This is a genomic window from Actinomycetospora aurantiaca (assembly GCF_037401875.1).
GTDB lineage: Bacteria > Actinomycetota > Actinomycetes > Mycobacteriales > Pseudonocardiaceae > Actinomycetospora > Actinomycetospora aurantiaca.
The window spans coordinates 139,110-164,040 of record NZ_JBBEGN010000012.1 but is presented as its reverse complement, the minus strand read 5'-3'; the positions used below and the strand labels follow the sequence as shown (position 1 = coordinate 164,040).

Annotated in this window: 21 protein-coding genes; 8 read left to right on the top strand and 13 right to left on the bottom strand. The window is 74.2% G+C overall.

Annotation, left to right across the window (positions count from 1 at the left end; translation table 11 throughout):
* Positions 1-764, bottom strand: a 764-nt coding sequence (gene map, locus WCD74_RS21800; RefSeq protein ID WP_337696987.1) for a type I methionyl aminopeptidase, incomplete at its 3' end; no start/stop codon positions are given.
* A gap of 43 nt (positions 765-807) precedes the next feature.
* On the opposite strand from map, the gene WCD74_RS21795 reads away from it, so the two are divergent.
* Genes WCD74_RS21795 through dprE2 form a run of 3 tightly spaced genes read left to right on the top strand, consistent with a single transcriptional unit; the run spans position 808 to position 3,237 of the window.
* Positions 808-1,077, top strand: a complete 270-nt coding sequence (locus WCD74_RS21795; protein ID WP_337696986.1) for a helix-turn-helix domain-containing protein — start codon at positions 808-810, stop codon at positions 1,075-1,077.
* Positions 1,078-1,099: 22 nt separating this feature from the next.
* The gene (gene dprE1 / locus WCD74_RS21790) at positions 1,100-2,470 is read left to right on the top strand and encodes a decaprenylphosphoryl-beta-D-ribose oxidase (RefSeq protein WP_337696985.1); all 1,371 of its coding nucleotides are present in this window, start codon (positions 1,100-1,102) and stop codon (positions 2,468-2,470) included.
* Positions 2,471-2,481: 11 nt separating this feature from the next.
* Complete coding sequence (gene dprE2 / locus WCD74_RS21785) at positions 2,482-3,237, top strand: decaprenylphospho-beta-D-erythro-pentofuranosid-2-ulose 2-reductase (RefSeq protein ID WP_337696984.1); 756 nt, start codon at positions 2,482-2,484, stop codon at positions 3,235-3,237.
* Positions 3,238-3,521: 284 nt separating this feature from the next.
* On the opposite strand, the gene WCD74_RS21780 is transcribed toward dprE2, so the two are convergent.
* A complete protein-coding gene (locus WCD74_RS21780) occupies positions 3,522-4,928 on the bottom strand; it encodes an acyltransferase family protein (protein WP_337696983.1) in 1,407 nt (468 codons plus the stop codon).
* 549 nt (positions 4,929-5,477) lie between these two features.
* Here WCD74_RS21780 and WCD74_RS21775 point away from each other — a divergent pair.
* Positions 5,478-7,571: a DUF8728 domain-containing protein gene (locus WCD74_RS21775; protein WP_337696982.1), complete on the top strand. Its 2,094-nt coding sequence runs from the start codon at positions 5,478-5,480 to the stop codon at positions 7,569-7,571.
* Positions 7,572-7,575: 4 nt separating this feature from the next.
* On the opposite strand, the gene mscL is transcribed toward WCD74_RS21775, so the two are convergent.
* Together mscL and WCD74_RS21765 are read right to left on the bottom strand one after the other, a co-directional pair.
* Positions 7,576-8,010: a large conductance mechanosensitive channel protein MscL gene (gene mscL, locus WCD74_RS21770; RefSeq protein ID WP_337696981.1), complete on the bottom strand. Its 435-nt coding sequence runs from the start codon at positions 8,008-8,010 to the stop codon at positions 7,576-7,578.
* A 148-nt stretch (positions 8,011-8,158) separates the two neighbouring features.
* The gene (locus tag WCD74_RS21765) at positions 8,159-8,473 is read right to left on the bottom strand and encodes a hypothetical protein (RefSeq protein ID WP_337696980.1); all 315 of its coding nucleotides are present in this window, start codon (positions 8,471-8,473) and stop codon (positions 8,159-8,161) included.
* Between the two features lie 353 nt (positions 8,474-8,826).
* On the opposite strand from WCD74_RS21765, the gene WCD74_RS21760 reads away from it, so the two are divergent.
* The gene (locus WCD74_RS21760; protein ID WP_337696979.1) at positions 8,827-10,170 is read left to right on the top strand and encodes an MFS transporter; all 1,344 of its coding nucleotides are present in this window, start codon (positions 8,827-8,829) and stop codon (positions 10,168-10,170) included.
* 82 nt (positions 10,171-10,252) lie between these two features.
* Here WCD74_RS21760 and WCD74_RS21755 read toward each other — a convergent pair whose 3' ends face one another.
* Positions 10,253-10,936 carry a hypothetical protein gene (locus tag WCD74_RS21755; protein ID WP_337696978.1) on the bottom strand — a complete coding sequence of 228 codons (684 nt, stop codon included), beginning with the start codon at positions 10,934-10,936 and terminating at the stop codon, positions 10,253-10,255.
* A 127-nt stretch (positions 10,937-11,063) separates the two neighbouring features.
* Here WCD74_RS21755 and WCD74_RS21750 point away from each other — a divergent pair, with 127 nt between their 5' ends.
* The gene (locus WCD74_RS21750; RefSeq protein WP_337696977.1) at positions 11,064-11,480 is read left to right on the top strand and encodes a hypothetical protein; all 417 of its coding nucleotides are present in this window, start codon (positions 11,064-11,066) and stop codon (positions 11,478-11,480) included.
* Here the strand turns inward: WCD74_RS21750 and WCD74_RS21745 are convergent, their stop codons facing one another.
* Positions 11,481-13,493 (bottom strand): glycosyltransferase, encoded by a 2,013-nt coding sequence (locus tag WCD74_RS21745; protein WP_337696976.1) that lies wholly within the window; start codon positions 13,491-13,493, stop codon positions 11,481-11,483.
* A 172-nt stretch (positions 13,494-13,665) separates the two neighbouring features.
* Between WCD74_RS21745 and WCD74_RS21740 the strand changes: the two genes are divergently transcribed.
* Positions 13,666-15,159 carry a hypothetical protein gene (locus WCD74_RS21740; protein ID WP_337696975.1) on the top strand — a complete coding sequence of 498 codons (1,494 nt, stop codon included), beginning with the start codon at positions 13,666-13,668 and terminating at the stop codon, positions 15,157-15,159.
* On the opposite strand, the gene WCD74_RS21735 is transcribed toward WCD74_RS21740, so the two are convergent.
* The 7 genes from WCD74_RS21735 to glf all read right to left on the bottom strand — a co-directional run bounded on the left by WCD74_RS21735 (position 15,156) and on the right by glf (position 24,413).
* Positions 15,156-15,890 (bottom strand): hypothetical protein, encoded by a 735-nt coding sequence (locus tag WCD74_RS21735; protein ID WP_337696974.1) that lies wholly within the window; start codon positions 15,888-15,890, stop codon positions 15,156-15,158. The two genes, WCD74_RS21740 and WCD74_RS21735, sit on opposite strands and share 4 nt — an antisense overlap.
* Positions 15,891-15,918: 28 nt before the next feature.
* The gene (locus tag WCD74_RS21730) at positions 15,919-17,142 is read right to left on the bottom strand and encodes an alpha/beta hydrolase (protein ID WP_337696973.1); all 1,224 of its coding nucleotides are present in this window, start codon (positions 17,140-17,142) and stop codon (positions 15,919-15,921) included.
* Positions 17,139-18,539: an amino acid permease gene (locus WCD74_RS21725; RefSeq protein ID WP_337696972.1), complete on the bottom strand. Its 1,401-nt coding sequence runs from the start codon at positions 18,537-18,539 to the stop codon at positions 17,139-17,141. Before WCD74_RS21725 ends, WCD74_RS21730 begins: the two co-directional genes overlap by 4 nt.
* Positions 18,536-18,976 carry a hypothetical protein gene (locus tag WCD74_RS21720; protein WP_337696971.1) on the bottom strand — a complete coding sequence of 147 codons (441 nt, stop codon included), beginning with the start codon at positions 18,974-18,976 and terminating at the stop codon, positions 18,536-18,538. Before WCD74_RS21720 ends, WCD74_RS21725 begins: the two co-directional genes overlap by 4 nt.
* Positions 18,973-22,272, bottom strand: a complete 3,300-nt coding sequence (gene lysS, locus WCD74_RS21715) for a lysine--tRNA ligase (protein ID WP_337696970.1) — start codon at positions 22,270-22,272, stop codon at positions 18,973-18,975. The genes WCD74_RS21720 and lysS overlap by 4 nt, the downstream gene beginning before the upstream one ends.
* Before the next feature lie 84 nt (positions 22,273-22,356).
* Complete coding sequence (locus WCD74_RS21710) at positions 22,357-23,208, bottom strand: DMT family transporter (RefSeq protein WP_337696969.1); 852 nt, start codon at positions 23,206-23,208, stop codon at positions 22,357-22,359.
* On the bottom strand, positions 23,208-24,413 hold the full coding sequence (gene glf, locus WCD74_RS21705) for a UDP-galactopyranose mutase (RefSeq protein ID WP_337696968.1): 1,206 nt from the start codon (positions 24,411-24,413) through the stop codon (positions 23,208-23,210). The genes WCD74_RS21710 and glf overlap by 1 nt, the downstream gene beginning before the upstream one ends.
* Here glf and WCD74_RS21700 point away from each other — a divergent pair.
* Entirely contained in the window at positions 24,412-24,900 is a 489-nt protein-coding gene (locus tag WCD74_RS21700; protein ID WP_337696967.1) for an SRPBCC family protein, read from the top strand. The genes glf and WCD74_RS21700 overlap by 2 nt on opposite strands.
* Positions 24,901-24,931 lie beyond the last annotated feature (31 nt).

Sequence of the window (24,931 nt, the reverse complement as noted above, 5' to 3'; positions counted from 1 at the left end):
AGGGTCGTCAGGACCCGCGGCCCGTCCTCGGTGACCGCGACCGTGTGCTCGACGTGCGCGGCGCGGGTGCCGTCCGCGCTGCGCAGGGTCCAGCCGTCGGGGTCGGTGACGTAGTCGTCGCGGCCGCCCGCGATGAGCATCGGCTCGAGCGCGAGCACCAGGCCGGGCTGCAGGCGGACGCCCCGGCGCGGGCGGCCCTCGTTGGGCACGTGCGGCGCCTCGTGCATCTCCCGCCCGATCCCGTGCCCGCCGTGGTCGGCCATCAGCCCGTAGCGCGAGCTCCGGACGACGCTGCCGATGGCGTGCGCGACGTCCCCGAGCCGGGCGCCGGGCACCGCGGCGGCGATGCCGGCCTCGAGGGCGCGGGTCGTCGTCGCGATGAGGTCGGCGTCCTCCGGGGACGCCTCGCCGACGGTGAAGCTGATCGCGGCGTCGCCGCACCAGCCGTCGAGCTTCGCGCCGCAGTCGACGCTGACCAGGTCGCCCGCGCGCAGCCGGTAGCGGCCGGGGATGCCGTGCACGATCGCGTCGTTGACGCTGATACAGGCCACCCCCGGGTAGGGCGTCGGCGCGCCGTGCGGCTGGTAGCCGAGGAAGACCGGGTCCGCCCCGGCGTCGGCGATGACCTTCGCGGCGACGGCGTCGAGCTCGTCGAGGGCCATCCCGGGCCGGGCGGCCTCCTTCGCGGCCTGCAGCGCCTGCGCCGTGATGCGTCCCGCCGCGCGCATCCGGTCGATCTCGGCCGGGGTCTTGATCTCGATCATCACCACTCCTCGGGATAACTATCCCGGTATTACTATCACGGCCATGGTGCGTGTGCCGCTGACCCCGGAGGACCACGAACGTGGGCGACTGCTGGGCCTGGCCCTGCGCGACGCCCGGGGCGACCGGCCGATGACCGAGGTCGCGGCCGCCGTCGGGATGAGCCCGGAGACGCTGCGCAAGATCGAGAGCGGCCGGGTGCCCACGCCGGCGTTCTTCACGGTCGCCGCCCTGGCCGAGGAGCTGGCCGTCCCGCTCGCCGACCTGGTCGCGACCTGCGACGCGAGCCGCAGGGCGCTCGGCGTCGTCAGCTGAGCCCGCGCTAGCCTCGACGTCGATGCCACGCTCCGTGAAGACCCTGGTCGGCTGGGCGCGTACGGCCCCGAGCCGCGCGACCGTGCTGTCCGGCGAGGACGTCGTCTCCGACGACCTGCTGGCCGAGGCCGTCACGACGGCGGGTCCGCGCGGCGTGATCCCGCGCGGGCTGGGGCGCTCCTACGGCGACCCGGCGGTCAACGCGGGCGGGCTGGTCGTGGACATGACCGCCCGGAGCCGGGTGCACGCGATCGACGCGGAGACCGGCCTGGTCGATCTCGACGCGGGCGTGTCGCTGGACCGGCTCATGCGGATCGCCCTGCCGTTCGGGCTGTGGGTCCCGGTGCTGCCGGGCACGCGTCAGGTGACGATCGGCGGCGCGATCGCGAGCGACATCCACGGCAAGAACCACCACAGCAACGGCAGCTTCGGCAACCACGTGGTGTCGATGGACCTGCTCACGGGCTCCGGCGAGGTCCGTCGCCTCGAGCCCGAGGGCCCGGAGTCGGAGCTGTTCTGGGCGACGGTCGGCGGCATCGGCCTGACCGGGATCATCCTGCGCGCGACGATCCGCATGACGAAGACCGAGACGGCCTACTTCGTCGCCGACACCGAGCGCACCGCGAACCTCGACGAGACGATCGAGCGGTTCTCGGACGGCTCCGACGAGGCGTACGACTACTCGTCGGCCTGGTTCGACTCGATCTCCACCGGCGAGAAGCTCGGCCGGGCGGCGCTGGGCCGCGGGTCGCTCGCCCGGCTCGACGAGCTGCCCGAGAAGCTGCGCCGCGACCCGCTGAAGTTCGACGCGCCCACGCTGCTGGACCTGCCGGACGTCTTCCCGAACGGCCTGGCCAACAAGCTCTCGTTCTCCGTGATCGGCGAGCTGTACTACCGGAAGACGAAGAACGCGCGGGGCCAGATCCAGAATCTCACGGCCTTCTACCACCCGCTGGACCTGTTCGGGGACTGGAACCGGGCCTACGGCTCGAAGGGCTTCCTGCAGTACCAGTTCATCGTCCCGCTGGCCGCCGAGGCCGAGTTCCGGTCGATCATCGCCGACATCGCGGCGTCCGGGCACGTGTCGTTCCTCAACGTCTTCAAGAAGTTCGGCGAGGGGAACCGCGCCCCGCTGTCGTTCCCGATGCCGGGCTGGAACATCTGCGTCGACTTCCCGATCGTCGACGGTCTCGGCCGCTTCTGCCGCGACCTGGACCGCCGGGTGCTCGCGATGGGCGGCCGCCTCTACACCGCCAAGGACTCCCGCACCGACGCCGCCACGTTCGCCGCGATGTACCCGCGGCTGGACGAGTGGCGCAAGGTGCGCGACGCGGCCGACCCGGACGGCGTGTTCGCCTCCGACATGTCGCGCCGGCTCGCCCTGACGAACTAGGAGAACTCCCCGTGATCGACGCCGTCGGCCACCCGTCGTCCCTGCTCCTGCTCGGGGGCACCTCCGAGATCGGGCTCGCGATCGCCGAGCGCTACCTGGCCGACGGGCCGGTGCGGATCGTGCTCGCCGCCCGCCAGTCGCCGCGCCTCGCCGACGCGGCCGCCCGCCTCGAGCGGGCCGGCGGCACCGTCGAGACCGTGGAGTTCGACGCGAAGGACGCCGCGGTGCACACCGAGGCCGTCCGGAAGGCGTTCGCGGGCGGGGACATCGACGTCGCCGTGGTCGCGTTCGGGCTGCTGGGCGACCAGGAGAAGGCCTGGCAGGACATCGACGTCGCCGTGGAGCTGGCCGAGGTGAACTACGTCGCGACCGTCTCGGTCGGCGTCGCCCTCGCTGCGGAGTTCCGGCGCCAGGGGCACGGACACATCGTCGCGCTGTCGTCGGTGGCCGGGGAGCGCGCCCGCCGCTCGAACTTCGTCTACGGCTCGACGAAGGCCGGCATGGACGCCTTCTACACCGGGCTCACCGAGGCGCTGCGCAGCGACGCGATCGGCGTGACGATCGTCCGGCCCGGCTTCGTGAAGACCAAGATGACGGCCGGTATGGACTCCGCGCCGCTCGCGACGACGCCGGAGCAGGTCGCCGAGATCACCGTGGGTGCCGTCGCGAAGCGCCGCGAGCTCGTCTGGGCGCCGCCGCAGTTCCGGTACGTGATGAGCGTGCTCCGCCACATCCCGCGCCCGATCTTCCGCCGCCTGCCGGTATAGGTGCTGCGAGAACCGCTGCCGCGGTCACCCGACGTGGCCGTCGGTAACACATCGTCACCGACGCCCGCGACCGTGCCCGAGAACCGATTCCACCGGAATCGGATCCGCAGCGGAGTCCCAGACCCGAGGTCACCCGACGTGGCGGTCGGTGACAGATCGTCACCCGACGCTCGCGACCATGCCCGAGAACCGATTCCACCGGAATCGGATCCGCGGTGGAGTCCCAGACCCGAAGTCACCCGACGTGGCCGTCGGCGACGCACCGTGACGCGAGGAGCCCGCCGTCAGGAACGCATCAGACGACGACGGGCGGGCTCCTCGATCCACCGGTACGCCAGGTGGGCCAGGAGCACCGAGGCGACGAGCACGTGCGGGATCGCCAGCGCGGCGAGCGAGGAGTTCGGCGCCAGCGCCGGGAAGCGCGTCATGGCCACGACCGTGATCTCGATCAGCGGGAAGTGCACCAGGTAGATCGCGTAGGAGATGCGGCCGCCGTGCTGCAGGCGCGGCGAGGACAGCCAGTCCACGAGCCGGCCCCGCGCCACGCAGAGCGCGCCGAGCAGCACCGGGAAGAGCGGCACCGCGAGCCACAGCCGGTCGGCCGCCGGGATCGCCGCCGACGCGGGCGCGGACGCCGCCCAGTAGGCGACCAGCGCCGTCTCGGCGACCACCACCATCACCACGCGGCCCGCCCAGAGCTCCACCCGCGGTGTCCGCGGCAGCCGGTCGACCACGAGCCACGTCAGCATCCCGGCCGTGAACCCGCCGCCGATACGCAGCAGCCACACCCACGCCCCGGACTCGCCCGCGCCCGCCGTCACCAGCGGCACGACGGCGACCGGGGAGGCGGCGACCACGGCCAGGACCGCCAGCACCGGCAGCGGCCACGAGCGCACCCGCCACGCGCCCAGCACCAGCAGCGGGAAGCACAGGTAGGCCAGCCACTCCGCGCTCACCGACCACGCCGGCAGGACGAACGAGACGCCCTCGATGCCCGAGGAGGTCCACATCTGGGTCATCGTCAGCTGTCGGATCCACCCGAGCGGCCCGAGCGAGGGCTGCGGCGACTGCCACGTCACGATCCCGTCGCCGCCGAACACCAGCCGCGCGGCGCACCACGCCCCGAACGCCACCGTGACGACCGCGTAGAGCGGCCACACCCGGGCGACGCGCGCCCGCAGGAACCGGGCCGTCCCACCGACCGACGGCCGGGTTCCCATCCGGGCGAGGTAGGAGCGGGTGAGCACCAGCCCCGAGAGCACGAAGAACAGGTCCACCCCGAGCGGGCCGGCCGCCACCAGCGGGGCGATCGGGGCGGTCCACCGGGCGAACACGTCGCCCGGGATGTACGAGGCGTGCAGCAGCAGCACCCAGACCGCGGCGACGAAGCGGAGCCCGGTGAGCTGCGGGATGTCGGCGCGGACGCCTGCCGACCGTGCGGGCGCCTCCTCGGGCGCGGACGGGCGGATCGGCGTGACGGCCGGTGTCGGTGCCGTGCCCCGCGTCCGGGGGAGCGGGAGGACGGTCCCGCTCCCCCCGCCCGGCGTCCGGAACCCGACCGGGGAGGCACTGCGCCCACCCGACGTCAGGGGTGCGCTCCCACCGACGTCCGGGGTCGAGGGGACCGCCACGAGCGGCGTCGTGCGCATCCCCGCGAGACGGGACGGCTCCGCCGCCGGCGCTCCCGCCACGGCACCTGCACGACCCGGCGCCCGCGTCGTGAGCGACGTCAGCGTTCCCATCGTGGTGCCTCCCCGACCGTGTCACCCGAACCGAGCGCCCCGATCGAGGACCGCGGCGCTCGACATGGGGAACGGCACGGCTCGTCCGTTTCCTGATAGGCCATTCAGTGGATCGAGCGACGGCCGTCCGGTCGCGGTCGTGAAGACGGGTGACGACGGCACCGTCCGTGACGGCGTCCACCTGCTCCACCCGCGATCGCGACCCGTCCGAGCGGCTCCCCCACCTCCCCGGTGGAGGGCACCCGGCTCGATCACCCCTGGTCACGCACGGTGCTCCTCCCGCCCCGGCCGCCGAGGGTGTCGGGGGGTTCCCCTACCGTGGCGGGATCGCCGCGTCAGGGGCGCGTGACGAGGAGGAACAGGTTCGTGAGCAGGGGCCCGACGATCTCGGATCCGGCCGTCGAGACAGACCCGACGCGCCCGACCGACGCGGTGGATCACCCACACGGGGACCACGTCCAGCCCCACTGGAGGCGCCGGCTCGGTGACCCCGCGCTCGTGGGGGTCGGGCTGCTGGCCCTCCTGGCGGCGCTCGCCGTGCTCGTCGTGAACGCCGCCCACAACCAGGGCCGCATCGTCCCGCCGCTGGACGACGTCTACATCCACCTGCAGTACGCCCGCCAGATCGGCCTCGGCGAGTTCCTGCGCTACCAGGCCGACGCCCCGCGGACGACCGGCGCGAGCAGCCTGCTCTACGTCCTCCTCCTCGGGGCGGCCTCGGTCGTCGTGCCGTCGGGCCTGCTGCTCTACGCGGCGATCGCGCTCGGGGTGCTCTGCTTCGTCGCGACCGTGGTCCTGGTCGCGCTGCTCGGCCGCGAGCTGGCGTCCCGGCGGGTCGGTCTCGTCGCGGCGGTCCTGACGGCGCTGTGCGGCCCGTTGCTCTGGGGCGTCACGAGCGGCATGGAGGTCGCGCTCGTGGCGGTGCTCGTCGCGGGCCTGCTGCTCGCGTTCGTGCGCGAGCAGCCGGGCGGGTGGTTCCGCGTGACGCCGCTCGTCGCGATCCCCCTGGTCCTCACCCGCCCCGAGGGCCTCGTCCTGGTCGTCGCGGTCCTCGCGGGCGCGGTGGTGACGCTCGCGCGGCACCGGCGCCGACCGCCCGTCGGGACCGTCCTCCTGCTGGCGCTGCCCCTGCTGGCGGCGCTCGCGCAGTTCGGGCTCTACCGGCTCCTGACGGGAACCGCGGAGAACTCCGGAGTCCAGGCCAAGTCGTTCCTCAGCCTCCCGCTCGGGTCGCCGCTGGAGGTGGCCGACCGGATCGTCACCACCGCGCGGACCATGCTGGAGCTCGTCGGCGGGGTCACGACGACGCAGGTGGCCGGGCCGGGCATCGTCGTCCTGGCCGCGATCGGCCTCGCGGCGGTGGCGTCCCGACGCCGGGTCGTGGCCGGGGTGCTGGCGCTCGGGCTCGCCGGTGTGCTGCTCGCCGTCGCCACCCTGCAGACCGCCCTGTGGCACGACGGCCGCTACCTGCAGCCCCTCCTGCCCGTCGTCGTCCTGCTGGCCGTCCTCGGCGTGCGGGCGGTCGGGCGGGCGGCCGCCGACGCCCGCAGCGGCCGGGTCCTGACGGCGGGGCTGGTCGCCGTCCTCGTCGCGTTCACCGTCGTGTCCACGCCGACCTGGGCGCTGCGCCAGGGCGAGCAGGCCGCGGGCATCCGCGAGTCCGCGGTGTCGGTGGCGCAGTGGCTCGAGGGCAACACGCCGCCGGGTTCGGTCGTGGCGGTCAACGACGTCGGCGCCGTCGCGTGGTTCTCCGACCGCCGGGTGCTCGACCTCGTCGGCCTGACCACGCCCGGCTTCGCGCTGCCCGCGCTGGAGGGCCCGGGCGCGATGTACGAGCGGCTGGCGCACCTGCCGCCGGAGCAACGGCCGAGCTTCTTCTCGATCTTCGACGACACCGGGCTGGTCGGCATCGGCGAGCTGCCGAAGGCCCGCATCCTCGGCGCCGAGCCGATCACGTCGTTCGCCCTGAAGAGCCCGGTGCGCGACAGCGCCCCGTTCGGTGGCATCTGCCAGACGACGGGCGACTGCCCGGTGATCAGCGTCTGGCGGGCCGACTGGTCGCACGTCGGAAGCGGCGACCTGCCCGACCTCCCGGTGCCCGGCCGGATCGTCGACCACGTGAACGTCGGCGATCTCGACGACGAGGCCGCGCACGGCTACGGCGTCGACCGCGCGATCGTCGGGGTGGTGCCGAAGGCCGAGATCCGCAACCAGGAGCTCGGGGGGCGGGTGATCGTCGACAGCGGCCGGCACGTGGTCGGCGGGGAGCACTTCACGCTGCGCGGGCTGACGCCGGGACAGCCGGTCACGCTGACCGCGCGCGTCGACGCCCGGGAGCCGGTGGTGGACCGCAACACCTCCGCGGGCGTGGTGTCGGTGGCGGCCGGCGGGCGCGGCGTGGGCGACTGGGAGTTCGCCACCGAGGTCCCGGGGCTGCCGGCGGGCGCCGAGCACGCGTGGGCGCAGTCGTCGTTCACGATCCCGGCGGAGGCGGTGACCGGCCCGGAGCTCGAGATCGCGCTCGGACCCCGGCAGCCGTTCCTCGCGCCGTACCCGGACTACCGGGCGTTCTCGTACTGGGCCAGCCAGTAGGCGGCTACCGGTCCTGGTGCGGGATGCGGCCGGCGGTACCGCCGTCGTCGCGGCGGCCGGGCCGGGCCTGCTCGCGCAGGAGGTCGCGGATCTCGGTGAGGAGCTCGACGTCGGTCGGCTCGGCCGGGCCGGCCTCCTCGCCCCGCTTGCGCCGCTCCGCGATCACCTTCAGCGGCAGGACGACGAGGAAGTAGACGACCGCCGCGGTGATGACGAAGGTGATGAGCGCGTTGACGAACGACGCGTAGTCGAAGACGACGCCGTTCACGACGAAGGTCCCGGCCAGCTCGCCGCCGCCGGAGAACACCTGGATCAGCGGCTTGAGGAACGCGTTCGTGAAGGCGGTGACCACCGCGGTGAACGCCGCCCCGATGACGACCGCGACCGCGAGGTCGACGACGTTGCCGCGGAGCAGGAAGTCCTTGAATCCCTTCAGCACCGGTGTGGTCCCCTTCGCTCGTTCGCCCCACGCTGCGCACCGAGCGTAACCGTGTCCGGACACACGGACGCGCCCGCCACGCCGGTGGGGGGAGCCGGCGTGACGGGCGCGTCGCTGTCGGGCCGCCCGCGGGGACGACCCGAGGCCCCTAGTTGTCGGCCGAGACCGGGTTCGAGCAGGACTTGGCGATGCCCGCCGAGTTGCCCTGCTTCGCGTCGCTGAGCAGGGGGATGCTGCCCGCGTTGTCCTGGACCGGGACCTGGACCCCGAGGACGTTCACCGGCACGTCGTTGTTGCAGAGGTTGATCGGGGTGTTCGGCGCGAAGTCGCTGGAGTTGATCAGCCCCTTCTGCACCGTCCCGCCGTCCCAGTCGCTCTCGTGCGCGAACGCGGCGCCCGACGTGCTCGCGAGGCCGGCGCCGATCAGCGACGTCGCCAGCACGGCCTTGCGGAAAACTCCCACGGTGATGTCCTCTCGGTTCTGCTCCGGCGACCCCGACGGCCGCGCCACCGCATGTGATCACCTGTGTGTGAAACGTGTCCGGAGCGGGTCGAAGGGGCCCACCACCCGTCCGGGAACGGACGATGGTGAACCGGGTCCGGGCCGTCGTCCGCGGTGCGTGACCACGGCCGGACCGCCGCGGCCCCGTCACCCGCGTGACGCTCACCGGCGTCTCACGCTCCGCGACGGGCACCTTTCTCGTACACATCGTCGACTGCGCCGAACGGACCATCCGGCGCGCCGGGAGGTCGACGGGACGGTGAACTCCCGCGAGGGCGACGGCGCGGCCGGCAAGGTCCGATAGCGTCCGCGGTGTGTCCACCGGGTCGGCCACGCCGCTCACCCCCGCCTCCACCCCGCGAACGACCGGCGCGCTCGTCCGGTGGGCGGCGTGGGACTGGGGCTCGGCCGCGTTCAACGCCGTCATCACGACGTTCGTCTTCACCGTCTACCTGACCAGCGGTGTCGCCGCCGACGAAGCCAGCGGCTCGGCGGCCCTGGCGAACACGATCGCGATCGCCGGGCTGCTGGTCGCCCTCACGGCCCCGGTCTACGGCCAGCGCAGCGACGCCTCGGGGGCCGAGCAGGGCCGGCAGCGCCGTCTCGGGGTGCTCACGGCGGTGATCGTCGCGGCGTGCGCGCTGATGTTCCTGGTGCAGGGCTCGCCGTCGTACCTGCTGCTCGGGCTGATCCTGCTGGGCGTCGGGACGTTCGCCTACGAGCTGGCCCAGGTCGAGTACAACGCGATGATCTACCGGCTGGCGCCGCCCGGACGGACCGGGTGGGTGTCGGGGGTCGGGTGGTCGGCGGGCTACCTCGGCGGGATCGTCCTGCTGCTCGCGTGCCTCGTGCTGTTCATCGAGCCGATCGGCGTCATCACCTTCGACTCCCCCGACATGGGCCCGCGGGTGATCGCGCTCGTCAGCGCCGTGTGGTTCGCGCTGTTCGCGATCCCGGTGCTGTTCATGCGCTTCCCCTACCCCGCCCCGCCCGGCGACGCCGAGGCCGCGGCGGTGAACTGGATCGGCTCCTACAAGCTGCTGGTGCAGCGCCTGGTCCGGCTCTACCGCACCGACCGCCACCTGCTCGGGTTCCTGGTGGCGAGCGCGATCTACCGGGACGGGCTGACGGCCGTGTTCACCTTCGGCGGTGTGCTCGCCGCCGGGACGTTCGGGCTCTCCCAGTCGGAGGTCATCTTCTTCGCGATCGCGGCGAACGTGGTCTCCGCGGTCGGCGCGGTCATCGGGGGGCGGCTCGACGACCGGATCGGCCCGAAGCCGGTGATCCTCGTGTCGCTCGCGGCGCTCGTCGTCGTGGCGGCGGGCCTGCTCCCGGCGTCGGGCAAGACCGCGTTCTGGATCGGCGGGCTCTTCCTGTGCCTGTTCGTCGGCCCGGCCCAAGCGTGCTCGCGCAGCTACCTCGCCCGGCTCGTGCCGCCGGGCCGGGAGGGCGAGATCTTCGGGCTCTACGCGACCACGGGCCGGGCGGTCAGCTTCCTGGCCCCGGCCCTGTTCGGGCTGTTCATCACGCTGTTCGGCGAGCAGCGGTGGGGGATCCTCGGGATCGGGATCGTGCTGCTGCTCGGTCTCCTGGCCCTGATCCCCGTGCGCGGCGTCCCCGGGAGCGCGGCGGCGGGGAGCGCGGCCGTCACGAGCTGAGCCCGCTCCCCCGCCGAGTGCGACGCCACGCAGCCCTCGCGGCGGCGGACGCTGCCTCGGGGAGCACTCGGCGGGAGTGGCCCTACTTGACCCGCGCCGCGACGAACCGGATCAGCCGCGATGCCAGCTCGCCGAGGAACACCCAGAACACCGCGGCGACCAGCGAGTTGACGATCAGCGCCACGGTCGGGTCGGCGGGCAGGAACAGGTCGCGGAACCCGAGGATCACGACGTCGGCCACGCCCGCGACGAACTGCGCGACCCCGTTCGCCGGGTTGACCCCGACGAGCAGCAGGACCACGTTCACGATCAGCACCAGCGCGAACAGCAGCGCCAGGGTCCGGACGACGGTGGCGATCACGTTGCCGGTGCGCCACGCGAGCTCACCGAGGTCGACCGAGCGCTTCGGCCTGCTCTCCTCGCGGTCCGCCCACGAGGTGTCCGCGCCGCCGCGGCCGCCCTGGGTCCGCTGCTGCTGGGTGGGCGCCTCCGAGGGGGCCTGCTGCTGCTTCTCGGTCGGCGCCTCGGACGGGGCCTGCTGTTGCTTCTCGGTCGGCGCCTCAGACGGGGCAGCCTCCTGCTTCTGCGTCGTCTCACCGTCCGAGGACTGCTGCTCGGACGACTGCCCGCCGGTCGACTGCTGCTGCTCCGTCGTCTGCTCGGACGAGTTCGCCTCGTCGGAGGACGAGCGATGCTTCCCGCTGGTCTCCTGGTCGGACGACGACTGCTCCGACGACGACTGCTCCTCGGTCCCCTGCTGCGGCATGGCGGTGAGTGTGACACCGCGTCCGGTCCGACGGACGGGCACCGTCCCCGACGCTCCGAGCGAAATCGGTTGAGCCGTGCCCGCTCCCTCGACGACGGTGTGCGCAGCGCCGACGAGGGAGGGAACCATGGTCACGTCCGTCGCCCTGATCCGTCCCCGCGTCTCCCGCGCGGGGTTCGCCGACGTCCTCGCCGCCTGGCTCCGGGAAGGTCTCCGCACCCGCCCGGTCGCCGGTCCGGCCGCCGTGGTGATCGTCCCGGAGTACCTGCGCGCCGCGCCGCGCACGGTGCTGGCCGACCTGACCGACCGCGACTGGCGCGGCACCACCGTCGCGCTCGCCGGCTACGGCGGACGCACCCGGGGCCGGCACGCCGTCGACGACGCCCGGGCGGCCCTCACCGAGCACGGGACGACCGTGCTCGGGCCGTCGCTCGGCATCGACGTCGCGCGGACCCGCGTGCGGGGGTTCGACACCGCCGACGTCCTGCTGCGCGACCTCGTGCTCGACGCGGTCGCCGACGCCGCCGACCGGGCCGCGGCCTGATCAGCGGTAGCGGGAGAAGACCTGGGCCTCCCAGGCCTCGCGGCTGACGAGCTCGCCCATGCCGTCCCGGTAGCGGCGGCGCAGGGCGGGCCACGACCGCTGGACCTGGCGGTGCAGGCCCAGCGACGTCCGCAGGAGCCGCCAGAACTCCTCGCGGTCGCGCCGGCGGAAGGTGACCCCGGTGCCGTCCGAGGTGGACACGGTGGCGCCGTCGAGCCGGGACAGCAGGAACCACGTCCCGTGCTCGGCGGGCACGTTGCGCTGCGGGCGCTCCGCCGCGCCGGGGGCGGTCGGGCGCAGCTGGTGGCGCAGCGCCCCGACGAGGGCCTTCACCTGCGCGACCCTGCCCTGCGGGGGTTCCGGCCAGAGCTGCGCGGCGAGGGCGCCGATGGGCGGTTCGGGCAGGTCGCGGGCACTGGGGTGCACGGTGCCGTCGACGTGGCGGCTGCGCTCGGCGCGCACCTCGCCGAGCGCCGTCGGGAGCGAGCCGAACAGCGCCTTGGGCCCGGAGAGGAAGTCGCGCATCGCCATCTGGTGCAGCGCGATCGCCGAGTACTCCAGCAGGAACAGGTGGCGCAGGGTGCGCTTCAGCGAGTCCAGCAGCATCGCCCTCGGGTCGTCGGGCCCGTGCAGTGCCGCGACGACGAGCCGGTTCCGCGCGTGGAAGTAGGCCTGCCAGTCCGAGCTGTCGTCCTTCTCGACGAAGCTCATGTGCCAGATCGCGACGCCGGGCACGGTCGCCGTCGGGAAGCCGTGCGCGCCGGCGCGCAGGCCGTACTCGCAGTCGTCCCACTTGATGAACAGCGGCAGCGGCTGGCCGACCTGCTCGGCGACGACCCGGGGGATCAGGCACATCCACCAGGCGTTGTAGTCGACGTCGGTGCGCCGGTGCATCCACAGCGTCTCGCGCAGGGAGTCGACGGCGAAGTCGTGGTCGTCCTCGGTGTTCGGTGCGAGCTGCCAGAAGAAGGTGTGCCGGTCGACCACCTCGCCCATCGCGTGCAGGTGCGAGCGCGCCTGCAGCGAGAGCATCTGGCCGCCGACCAGCATCGGCGTCCGGGCGAACCGGGCGAAGGCGAGGGCGCGGAGCACCGAGTCGGGTTCGAGGACGACGTCGTCGTCCATGAAGAGGATGAACTCGGCGTCGGTGTGCTCGAGCGCCTCGTACATGATCCGGCTGTAGCCGCCGGAGCCGCCGAGGTTGGGCTGGTCGATGATCCGCAGCCGGTCGCCGAGCAGCGCCGCGGCCTCGTCGAACCCCTCCTGCTGCCGGACCTTCGACGTGCCCTGGTCGGGGATGACGACCGCGGTGAGCACGTCGCGCACCAGCGGGTCCTCCCCGAGCGCGCGCAGCGTGTTCACGCAGTCCGACGGCCGGTTGAAGGTCGGCATCCCGACAGTGACGGCGGCCCGCCCGGGCGCGGCACGGTCGGCGTACCACCCGCCGTCGAGGAGCTCGAGGGGCTCGGCCCCGCTGGACAGGTCGAACCAGATCCACCCGCCGTCCTCGAACGGGCGCAGCCCGACCGGGACGTCGAGCACGCCCTCGGAGGTGACCGGCTCGCCGTGCACGTGGATCGGCACGCCGCGGGCGGTGGAGCGGTACACGTCGACGCGCCCGGCGCCGCGGACCCGCAGCCGCAGGTGCACCGCGTCGAGCACCGACCAGCGGCGCCAGTAGGAGGCCGGGAAGGCGTTGAAGTACGCCGCGAACGACGTCTCGGTGTGCTCGGGCACCCGCACCGACGTGCGGGAGAGGACCTCGGCGCGCCGCCCGCCCGCCGTCGTGAGGTGGAGGACGAACTCGTCCTGCTCCTCGTTGACCGTGCCCGGCCGCTCGGCCGTGGGCGCCGCGGAGCGCAGCGACGTCGACGTGCCCTCGTCGAGGTAGAGCGCGCGCACCGTCGTCGGGTCGGCCGGGCGCGGCAGGATGATCCGCTGGAGCAGCGCGGACTCCAGCTCCCGCGCGGTGAGCTCCGTGCCCGTCCCCGCGGCCTCCTGCGTGCTCGTCATGGCACCGACGGTAGCGCCCGGCCCCCGGTGCACCCGTGTGCCCCCGCCGGGCGCGGCCGGGTGGCGCAATCCCCCGACGAGGTGCGGATTGTCCGTTTCCTCCGGGCCCCTTGCCGGGAAGGTCGCGAGCACCCACCGACCCCGGGAGGCACCGATGTCATCCGCTCCTGCCGTGCCCTCGACGGGGGCCCGACTCCTCGGCCCGGCGGCCGGCGTCGTGGGGGACGTGTTCGGCCCGCCGCTCCGGGCGCTCGGCCTCGTCCACGCCCGCCGCAGCAGCGGCCGGGCGGGCCGCACCCACCTCGAGGTGCGCGGGCTGGACGCACCGGGCGAGGCCGGGGCGCGCAAGGCGCTGGTGGAGGAACTGCTCGCGGTGCCCGGCGTCGAGGGCGCGGTGGTGAACGCCGTTGTCGGCCGGGTCGTGGTCGACCACGCGCCGGACGTGGCCCTCGAGCGCCTCGTCGCGGTCGTCGAGGAGGTCGAGCGCCGGCACGGCCACGCGGACGCCGCGCCCGACACCGACGGCTCCCATCCCGCGGACGTGACGCCGTGGTCGCGGCAGGCCCTCGCGCTCGGGTTCGACCTCGCCGGGCTCGGCCTGGCGGGCGTCGAGCGCCTCCTCGGGCTGCTCCCGCTCACGCGCCGCGTCCCGCCGCTGCTGATCGGCACGCTCGGGCTCCTCGACGCCGTCCCGGCCTCCCGCGGCGCCGCGGAGTCGACCGCCGGCAACGCCCCGACCGAGTCGTGGTTCTCGCTGGGCAGCGCCGGGCTGCAGGCGCTGGGCAGCGGTCCGCTCGGGCTCCTCGTCGACGCCTGCTACCGCGTCGTCCGGGCCGACGAGGCCGCGTCCCGACGCCGGGTCTGGCAGGCCTGGGACGCGGGCGCCCCGCTCGAGCGGCACGCGGCGGAGCCGGTCCGGGCGTACGAGCGGCCCGGGTCGCTGCGGCGCGGGCCGGTCGAGAAGGTCGGCGACGCCACCGGGGTCACGACGCTCACCGCCTTCGGCGCCGCGGCGGCCCTGCTGCCCGAGCGCGCGGCGGCGGTCCTGCTCGCCGGGACACCCAAGGCCGCGCGGTGGGGTCGCGAGGCGTACGCGGCGGCCGCCCACCACGCGGTGGCCGAGGCGGGCATCGTCAGCATGAGCCACTCCGCCCTGCGGCAGGCCGACCGCGTCGACGTCGTCGTCCTCGGGGAGGGGCTCGCCGAGCTCGCCGGGGCGGCCGCCGCCGTGGGCCGGGTGGTGGTCGTCGACGACGCCGCCACCGGGTACGCGGTGCAGCGGCTGCAGGAGGCCGGGCGCGGGGTCGTCCTGGTGTCGGCCGACGACGCCGAGGGACTCGGCGCAGCGGACGTCGGCATCGGGCTCGGCGACGAGGCCCCGTGGACCGCCGGGCTGCGCTGCGCCGACACCGACCAGGTCCGCGCGGTGCTCGCCGCCGTCGCGGGGGCGCGGGCGGCCTCCGTGCGTGCCGCCGTGTTCGCCCTGCTCGGGTCGGCGGCGGGTGCCCCGATCACCGTGACGACGTCGCTGGTCGGGCTGACCGGGCGCGCCAACGCGCCGGTCAGCCTCGCCGCCCTGGCCGCGATCGGGGTCAACACCTGGGCCGGGCGGACGTCCACCCGCGCCGCCCGCTCTGACCGCGAGGGGAGGATCCGGTCGGTCTAGCCGCGCGAGGGTTCCCCTCGCGCGGGGACGGGGAGCCGCCACGCCACCGGGTCGCGGTGCGCGGCGAACGTCGCGGCCCGGCTGGACTCGAACTCCTCGGGCAGGGCGTGGACACCGCCGTCGCGCCCGATGTTGTCGCTGCGGCTGGCGAGCGGCCCGACGAAGCGCATCCCGGTGGCGGCCGCGATGCGCTCGACGCCGAAGTCCCAGCCCGCGCCGGCCCCGTCCCACGGCGCGCGGGCGGCCTCGAACCACCGCGGCTCCAGCAGCTCGGTCCAGCGGTCGGCCCACGTGGCCCACACCCACGCGCTGAAGCCCGTGTCGGCCAGGACGTCCGCCGGCTGCGGCGCGGGCCGCCGGGAGAAGGCGCACGCGGCGAGGACGTCCGGCTCGTCGGGCACCGCGTCCAGGCACTCCAGGACGTCGTCGCCCACCACGATGTCCTCCTCGCACAGCACGACCGACCCGGCGCCGGTGGCGAACGCGGCCGACAGCGCGTGGTGCGGGTTGGCCCGCACGCCGCGGCGCTCGGGGTTCACCTCGACCTCGACGGACCGCGCGACCCGTCGGCGCGCGAAGTTCTCGAGCACGGCCCGGCAGCGGGCGAGCTCGGGGCCCGGCTCGACGACGAAGCGGAAGCGCCGCGCGGACAGGCCACGGACCGCGGACCAGGAGTCGAGCGTCTCGGCGAGGTAGCCCGGGCGGCCGCCGGACACGGTCATGGTGATCACGCGGGCAGGTACCCACCGCCGCGGTGGATCACTGCTGCGGGCAGGCCGCCCCGGGTGTCGGGATGCCGAGCCGGGCCGCCATCCAGGGCAGGGAGTCCGCGAACGCGGCCGAGAACACGTCGAAGGTGTGCCCTCCCCCGGGCACGACCACCGAGCACACCGCGATCCCGGCCCGCCGCGCCTCGGGCACCAGCGCCGCCTGCGCGGCCGCGGGCTCGGGGTCGGCGTCCCCCACCTGGAACCACCCGCCCAGCTGGCCGAACCGCTTCGACGCCAGGATCGTCGCGGGCTCGTGCGCGGCGAAGGCGGCCTGCGACCCGCCGAACAGCTGGGTCACCGCCGACGCCGTGTCCGCGTTCGTGTCCCCCGCCCGGGGCCCGGCGAGGCCGGAGAAGTCGCCGAACGTGTGGAACAGGGTCGGGTGGCGCAGCGCGAGCACGATCGCGCACGATCCGCCCTCCGACAGGCCCGCGACCGCCCACCCGGCACCCGTCGGCCGGGTCGCGAAGGTCGCCGTGACGTAGGCCGGCACGTCCTGGGTCAGGTAGGTCTCCACCCGGCCGACGGGGCCGTCCACGCACTCCGAGTCCGCGTCCGTGGACCCGTTGACGTCGGGCATGACGAGGATCGGGGCGCGACCGCCGTGGGCGGCGGCGAACGTGTCCGCGGTCTGCGCGGCGAGGCCGCCGTCGATCCAGTCCTGCGGCGTCCCCGGCGTCCCGTGCAGCAGCACGACGACGGGCAGCGCGGGCCGCGGGCGGGCGAAGAAGGCGGGCGGCACGTAGACCATGGCCGGCCGCGCCGCGAAACCCGAGACCCGCGCCGGCACCGTCACGGGGGCGACGACGCCCGGGCCGGGGTCGGAGTCGCGACTCAGCAGCTCGTCGATCGTCTCCTCGTCCGAGGGGTCCTGCCCGACCGCCTGCCCGAGCGTCAGGTAGTACTCGAAGTGCAGGTTGAGCGCCGCGGCCGCGGTCAGGAGCAGGGCGACGACGAGGCCGACGACGGCGAGCGCGCGCCGGACGGGGCGGCGCGCGAGCACCACGCCGAGCACGGCGAGCAGGAGCAGGACGACCAGCAGCGCGCCGAACGGCACGTCGGTGATCGCGGTGTCGCCCGGGTCGCCGCCGGCCTCCACGGCGATCACGACGACGAGCACCGCCGCCAGCGCGGCGAGCCCCCACGCGGCCCGGCGCAGCAGCGGGCGACGGCGCGGGACCGCCCGGTGGTGGCGTTCCGGGGCCCGCGTCACGAGGCGGCCACGACAGGGGTGCGGGGGCGGCGCCGGTCCAGCGCGGCGACCACGAACGGCGGGCACGACAGCACCACCACCGCCACCGCGAGGAGGGCGACGTAGACGACGGTGTCGCCGGTCTCGAGCTGCGACGGCGGGACGAAGCCCAGGACGAACGAGAAGACGCAGCCGAGCAGCCCGATCCCGCCGGCCGCCCAGACGCCGGGCAGACCGCCCGGGATGCGGTAGGGCCGCTCGACGTCGGGCCGGGTGTAGCGCAACCGGATGACCGCCGCGAACATCAGCCCGTACATCACGACGACGATCTGCGCAGTGACCGCCGACAGCATCCAGTACGAGGTGCTCACGCTCGGGACCAGCAGGAACAGCAGTGCGAACACGCTGCCGGCGACCCCCTGCGCGACGACGAGCGCGACCGGCACGTCCCGGGCGTTCGTCCGCCCGAGCCGCCGCGGCGCCGAGCCCTCCCGGGCGACGGCGGCGACGCCGGTCGCCGGCCCGAGGATCCACGGCGTCAGGTGGGCGATGCCGCCGAACGCGACGAGCAGGGCGAGCGGGACGACGAGCCATCCGACGCCGAGCAGGTCGAGGACCCGCGAGAACAGCTCCATCGTCCCGGACACCAGGCTGAGCTCGGCGGCGGGCACGACGAACGCCAGGAAGAGCGACCCGACCACCGAGAACACCACGGTGATCCCGACGCACAGCGCGATCGCCCGCGGCACCACCCGGCCGGGGTCGACGGTGTGCCGGGCGTGGAAGCCCGCCATCTCCATCCCGGTGAACAGCAGCACGATGCCGCCGAGGAACGCCAGGTTGTCGATCTGCAGGTCGGGGACGAGCGCCTCGGGCGAGAACGGGATCGCCGACGGGCGCCCGCCGGCCAGGAACGCCACGCCGAGCACGACGACGAGCACCGCGGGCACGATCGAGCCGACGATCGTCCCGATGGCCCCGAGGCGGGCCGACGCCCCGACCCCGCGCAGGCTCAGCGCGGTGGTGGCCCAGAAGACCGTGAGCATGATGACGACGAGGTAGACGGTGTCCGTCGCGAGCGCCGGGTCGATCGCGTAGGCGAGGCTCGCGGCGATGAAGGAGAGCACCGTCGGGAACCACGCCACGTTCTCGGAGTAGTCGCACCACACCGCGAGGAAGCCGGTGCGCTCGCCGAAGGCCTCCTTGACCCACGCGTACACCCCGCCGTCGCGGGGCCAGGCCGTGCCGAGCTCGGCGGCCGCCATCGCGATCGGCACCAGGAACACGAGGATCGAGAGGGCGAACAGCGCCAGCATCGACCAGCCGTACTCGGCCATGACCGGCAGGTTCCGGGCACTGACGATGGCCGCGACGTTGATCATCGCGAGGGCCAGGACGCCGAGGCGGGCGCCTCTCACTGCGCACCCGCCGCGCGCAGGGCGTCGCCGACGCGGTCGGTGACGGCGTCGTCCGCGGTGCCGGGCACCGTGACGAGCAGGTCGCCCCACGTGTGCACCACCGCGCTGCCGCGGGGCCGGACGCGGACCTCCTCGGCGCGCGCGGCCGCGTCGCGGGCCGCCGTCGTCGCGAACCGCTCGACTCCGACGCGCGCGACGGCGCCGGCCGCGCAGCCCGCCGGGTCGGCCGCCACCTCCAGGACCGCGGCGGGGCCGGGCCGGTCGACCCGCGAGCACACGACCAGCCCGTCGGCGGCGAGGGCGGGAGGCACGGCGTCCACCCCGAGCGACGCGAAGTCGGCGCGTCCGCCCCCGGCCCAGCCCGCGACCAGGGCCAGCACGCCCACCAGGACGAGGGCGGCGACCCCGCCCGCGGCGACGAACGCGCGGGTGCTCACGACAGGGGTGCCGACGGCGAGGGCGCGCCGCCGACCGCGGCCGGCACGAACAGCGGGCCGAGGCCGGGGACGGCCAGGAAGCCCTCGGCGCCCGCGTAGAGCAGCCCGACCCGCGGCAGGTCCGCCGGGTTGCGGTAGGCGAGGACCCGCGGCAGCCACTGCGGGTCGAACTTGGCGTTGAAGTCGTGCAGCGACCGGACCTGGAAGAACGGGTTGAGCACCCCGACGGCGCGCCGGGCGACGCGCTGCACCGGGGTGAAGGGCACGTCGTCGGCGAACAGCCGGCCCCACAGCGCGAAGTTCATCGACAGCCGGGTCACGCCGCGCTCGCCCAGCGCCTCCGCGGTGCGGGCGATGAGGAACTCGGTCATCCCGTTGGGCGCGCCGGGATCGTGGCGCATGAGGTCGAGGGTGTAGCCGAACGTGGTGCCGGTCTGCGGCCCGCCGTAGGCGGGGACCAGGCGCAGGAAGCCGCCCGGGACGCCGTCGTCGTCGAGCGCGACGCAGAGCAGGAAGTCCGGGTTGCGGCCCGCCCCCGCGACGTCCTGGCTCAGCGCCATCGTGAAGCCGCGCTCCGGGGCCTTGCCGCGCCACTGGTCGCTGATGGCGTTCAGCCCGGCCACCAGGGCCGGCGAGGCGTTCGCCTCGGTGACGAGCTGGAACCGGTAGGTCTTCGCGACCCGCCGGACGGCCGCGCGCAGGCTCTTGTGGCTCCGTCCCTCCAGCGAGAACGTCGTGCAGTCGAGGATGGCCTCGTCGCCGAGGTAGAAGCTGCGGAACCCGCGGGCGCCGAGCAGGCCGTCCCGTCCGACCGTGTCCTCCCGCGCGGCCAGGAACGCCGGGGTCCACGCGCGCTGGGCGCACATCGCGAGGAACTCGTCGACGACCCGCGGCAGCGAGTCGGGGTCGCCCACCGGGTCGCCGGAGGCCAGGGCGTACCCGCGCAGGTAGGTGTACGCGATCAGGGCCCGGCCGTCGGAGGAGAAGAAGAAGCTCTTGTCGTCGCGCAGGGAGAACGCGGCGAGCGTGTCCCACCCGTAGGTGCGCACGATCGCCTCCGCGCGGGCCCAGTCGTCCGGCGTGTGCGGCGAGCGCGCCACGAGCGGCCGGAAGACCAGCACCAGCGCGACGACGAGGCCCGCGATGCCGAGCGCGAGCAGCGCGTCCGGGAAGAACGCCGCGAACAGCGGGCGGGAGAACGTGTACGGGCCGTCCAGGCCCACGAGCCCGGCGGCGATCGTCTCGAGGCCGCCGAGCAGGGTCAGCTCCGGCGTCATGCGCCCGCTCTGCAGGGCCAGCCCGACGAACCCGAACACCAGGACGGCGACGACGTAGATCGGCACGAAGCGCAGCAGCCGCAGCAACGACGGCGGGTCGGCCGGCGCTCGGAACCGGCCGCGGTACACGACCAGCAGCGCGAGCATCACCAGGCAGAGCAGCATCCCGAGCTCGTGCGGGCCCTTCACCAGGTGCGCGACGAGCCCCAGGCCGAACAGGCCGACCGCCACGCGCCAGGCCGAGCGCTTGCGCTTGGCGAGCTGGTCGGCGAGCAGGAGCAGGACCAGGCCGATCACGGCGGAGAGCACGTGGCCGGAGACGACGAACCACGGCGGGACGACGTCGAGCGCCACCCGTCCGTCCAGGCGGCCGTGCATCACCGGGAGGTGCACGAGCAGGTGGAGGAAGCCGGCGAGCGCGGTGAGCCCCGCGATCAGCCGCGGGGCGAGGACGCCGCCCGCCGTCGGTGTCGGGACCGGGGAGGGCGACGGTACGGCCGGCACGGGCGGGGGCAGCGTGACCGCCGGCAGCCCGGTCGGCGGCAGCACCGGGCGGTGCGCACCCCCGGGACCGGCACCGGGCGGCGGCGCGAACTCCGGGCGCAGCGTCGGGAACAGGACGACCTCGCGGATCGAGTCGACGCTGGCGAGCAGCATGACGAGGCGGTCGATGCCGATGCCGAGCCCGCCGGTCGGCGGCATCCCGTACTCGAGGGCGCGGACGTAGTCCTCGTCGATGTCCCCGGCCTCGGGGTCGCCGTTGCGCTTGGCCTCGGCCTCCTCGACGAAGGCGGCCATCTGGGCGGCGGGGTCGTTCTGCTCGGAGTAGGCGTTGCAGAGCTCGAAGCCCGCGACGATCAGCTCGAAGCGTTCGCTGTACGCGGGGTCGTCCCGGTGGGCGCGGGCCAGGGGCGACACCTCGCGCGGGTAGTCGAGGCAGAAGACCGGACCGTCGACGTCGTGCTGCACACGCTCGTCGTAGACCTCGGTCATCAGCCGGCCCGGACCCCAGCCGAGCTCGTAGGCGATGCCGAGGCGGTCGAGCGCCGCGCGGGCGTCCGCCACGGGCATCGTCGGGTGCATGACCTCGCCGGTCCGCTCGGCGATCATGTCGGCGAACCGCTTCCGCGGCCAGGGCGGCGTCAGGTCGACGGTGCGGCCGGCGTAGCGGACGGTGAGGTCGGAGTCGGCGCCCAGCGCGGCCCGGGCCGCGGCGACGACGAGGGCCTCCGTCAGGTCCATCATGTCGTGGTAGTCCGCGAACGCCTGGTAGGCCTCGAGCATCGTGAACTCGGGGTTGTGGCGGGTGTCGACGCCCTCGTTGCGGAACACCCGGCCGATCTCGAAGACCCGGCCCATGCCGCCCACGATGAGCCGCTTGAGGTGCAGCTCGAGCGCGATCCGCAGGTACATGTCCAGGTCGAGGGCGTTGTGGTGGGTGACGAACGGCCGGGCCGAGGCGCCGCCCTGGATGTTCTGCAGCACCGGGCCCTCGACCTCGGTGTAGCCCCGCTCCGCGAACTGTTCGCGGATCGCGCGCACGGCCGCGTGCCGGATGCGGAAGATCTCGCGGGTGCGGGCGTTCACGGCCAGGTCGACGTAGCGCTGGCGGTAGCGCGTCTGGACGTCGGTGAGGCCGCGGTACCCGAGCGGCAGCCGACGCCGCGCCGGCGCCAGCAGCTCGCAGGTCTCGACGCGCACGGACAGCTCACCGTGCCGGGTGGTCATCACGGTGCCGGTGACGCCGATCCAGTCGCCGAGACCGAGCGCGTCGACCGCCCGGTGGGCGTCGGCGCCGAGCACCGCCGTGTCGAGGAACAGCTGGACCCGGCCGGTGCCGTCGCGCAGGTCGGCGAAGCCCAGGTACCCGTGCCGACGGCGGGCGACCAGGCGGCCGGCGATGCGGACCCGGGCCTCGGTGGCCGTGTCCGGCGCGAGGTGCCCGTACTCGTCCCGCAGCGCCCCGACGCCGCGGTCGACTTCGAACCGGTAGGGCGCAGGCGGTGAGATCCCCTCCACGCCGGACAGCTTCACACGCTGTCACCGGGATGGGGAAGGAAACAGGACTCCGGTCCCGTAGCGCTCAGCCGGACGTACCAATCGTCACCGGACGGTGACCGCACTGGTGCGTGCGAGGACGACGGAGGCCGCGACCGCCGTCGCGACCAGGGCCCCGATCAGCACCCACTCGGCGCCGTCGGCCAGGACCTGCTCACCCAGGACGGTCAGGCCGAGGAGCGCGGCCACGAGCGGCTCGCCGACGGTGATCGCGGGCAGGGTGGTCGCGAGGTCGCCGGCCTGGAACGCCGCCTGCTGCAGGTACGTCCCGCCGACGGCGGCCGCGATGAGCACCCACGTCTCCCAGCCGAGCAGCAGCGGCACGACGCCGTCGGCGAGCAGGTCGACCACGGACTTCGTCAGGGCCGCGAGCACTCCGTAGGCGATGCCGGTCGCGACGGCGAGCGCCGCGGCGCGGACCAGACCGCGGCGGCGGGCCGCCAGGACGAGGCAGCCCAGCAGCACGACGACGAGCGCACCCCCGGTGGGTGCCCAGGCCGCGAACGGCGCCCGGTCCTCGCCCGCCGTCGGCTCGCCGACGACCAGGAACAGCGCCAGGGCGGCCGCGAGCACCAGGGCCCAGCCGCCGTCCCGGAGGGTCACCCGCCTCCCGCCCGTGGCTGCCTCGAGCGGCAGGGCGAACAGCAGCGTCGTCACCAGCAGCGGCTGGACCAGCAGCAGCGAGCCGACCCCGAGGGCGGCGGCCTGGACCAGGAACCCGCCGCCGTCGCCGACGGTGCCCGCCCACCACGTCGGCGAGCGGACCAGGCGACGCAGCAGCCCGAGGCCACCCGCCTCGTCGTCGGGAACTCCCGAGGCGGCCCGGCGCTGGGCGACGGACCCGACCGCGAGCAGCAGCGCGGCCAGGAGCGCGAGGGCGACCGCGAGGCCGGTCATCAGCCCTCGAGCGGGTCCGCGCCGTCGAAGTCGACCCCGGAGGTGAACCAGGGGGCGATCCGGTTGTCGAACATCGTCAGCGCCGAGCCGATCGCCATGTGCATGTCGAGGTACTTGTAGGTGCCGAGCCGGCCGCCGAAGAGCACCTTCCGGTTCGTCGCCTCCTTGCGGGCGAGCTCGCGATAGCGCTCCAGCTTGGCGCGGTCGTCCGGGGTGTTGATGGGGTAGTACGGCTCGTCGCCGGACTCCGCGAAGCGCGAGTACTCCCGGACGATGACCGTCCTGTCGCTCGGGTAGTTCTTCCGCTCCGGGTGGAAGTGGCGGAACTCGTGGATGCGGGTGAACGGCACGTCGCGGTCGGCGTAGTTCATCACCGGCGTGCCCTGGAAGTCACCGGTGGTCTCGACGACCTCGGGCACGAAGTCCAGCGTGCGCCACCCGAGCTCGCCCTCGCAGAAGTCGAAGTAGCGGTCGAGGGGGCCGGTGTAGACGGTCGGGACGTCCTCGGTGCCGTCCCAGCCGAGCTCGTCGCGGACGTCGAACCAGTCGGTGTCGAGCCGGACCTCGATGTTCGGGTGGTCGGCCATGCGCTCGAGCCACGCCGTGTAGCCGTCGACCGGCAGGCCCTCGTAGGTGTCGTTGAAGTACCGGTTGTCGAAGGTGTAGCGCACCGGGAGCCGGCTGACGATCGACGCCGGCAGGTTCTTCGGGTCGGTCTGCCACTGCTTGGCCGTGTAGCCCTCGAAGAACGCCTCGTAGAGCGGGCGGCCGACGAGCGCGACGCCCTTCTCCTCGAAGTTCTGCGCGTCGTCGACGTCGATCTCGGCGGCGTGCTCGGCGACCCACGCCCGGGCCTCGTCGGGCGTCATGGCCCTGCCGGCGAACTCGCAGATCGTCGCCAGGTTGACCGGCATCGGGTAGACGCGGTCGCGGAAGATCGTGAAGACCCGGTGCTGGTAGCCGGTGAAGTCGGTGAACCGGTTGACGTAGTCCCACACGCGCTTGTTCGACGTGTGGAACAGGTGCGCGCCGTAGCGGTGCACCTCGATCCCGGTCTCCGGGTCGGGCTCGGAGTAGGCGTTGCCGCCGAGGTGCGAGCGGCGCTCGACGACGAGCACCCGCTTGTCGAGTTCGGTGGCGGCGCGTTCGGCGATCGTCAGCCCGAAGAAGCCGGAACCGACGATCACCAGGTCAGGCTGGGCCATGGACGTCACGGTAGCCGTGGCGCCGGCCGGGTATGCCGGGGGCATGCCGACCGTGACGCGGACCGCGACCTCGCACGCCCCGCTCGAGACCGTGCGGGACTACCTGCGCGATTTCTCGAACGCCACCGAGTGGGACGCCGGGACGATCACGTGCGAGCCCGTCGACCCGTCCACGGCGGTCGGGATCGGGAAGCAGTGGACGAACGTCTCGGAGTTCCGCGGGCGGGAGACGACGCTGACCTACACCCTCGAGGCCGACGAGCCCGAGCGCCTGCGCATCGTCGGGCGGAACAAGACGGTGACCAGCGAGGACGAGTTGGACCTCTCCTTCCTCGGCGACGTCACCACCGTCCGCTACACCGCCACGTTCACCTTCCACGGCGCGGCCAAGCTGGCGACGTTCCTGCTGGTCCCCGCCCTGCAGAAGCTCGGCGACGACGCCCAGCGCACGCTGCAGGCGGCGCTGTCGAAGCTCCCGGCGTCCTGACGGCGTTCGGGGTCAGCCGCCGTCGGCGAGT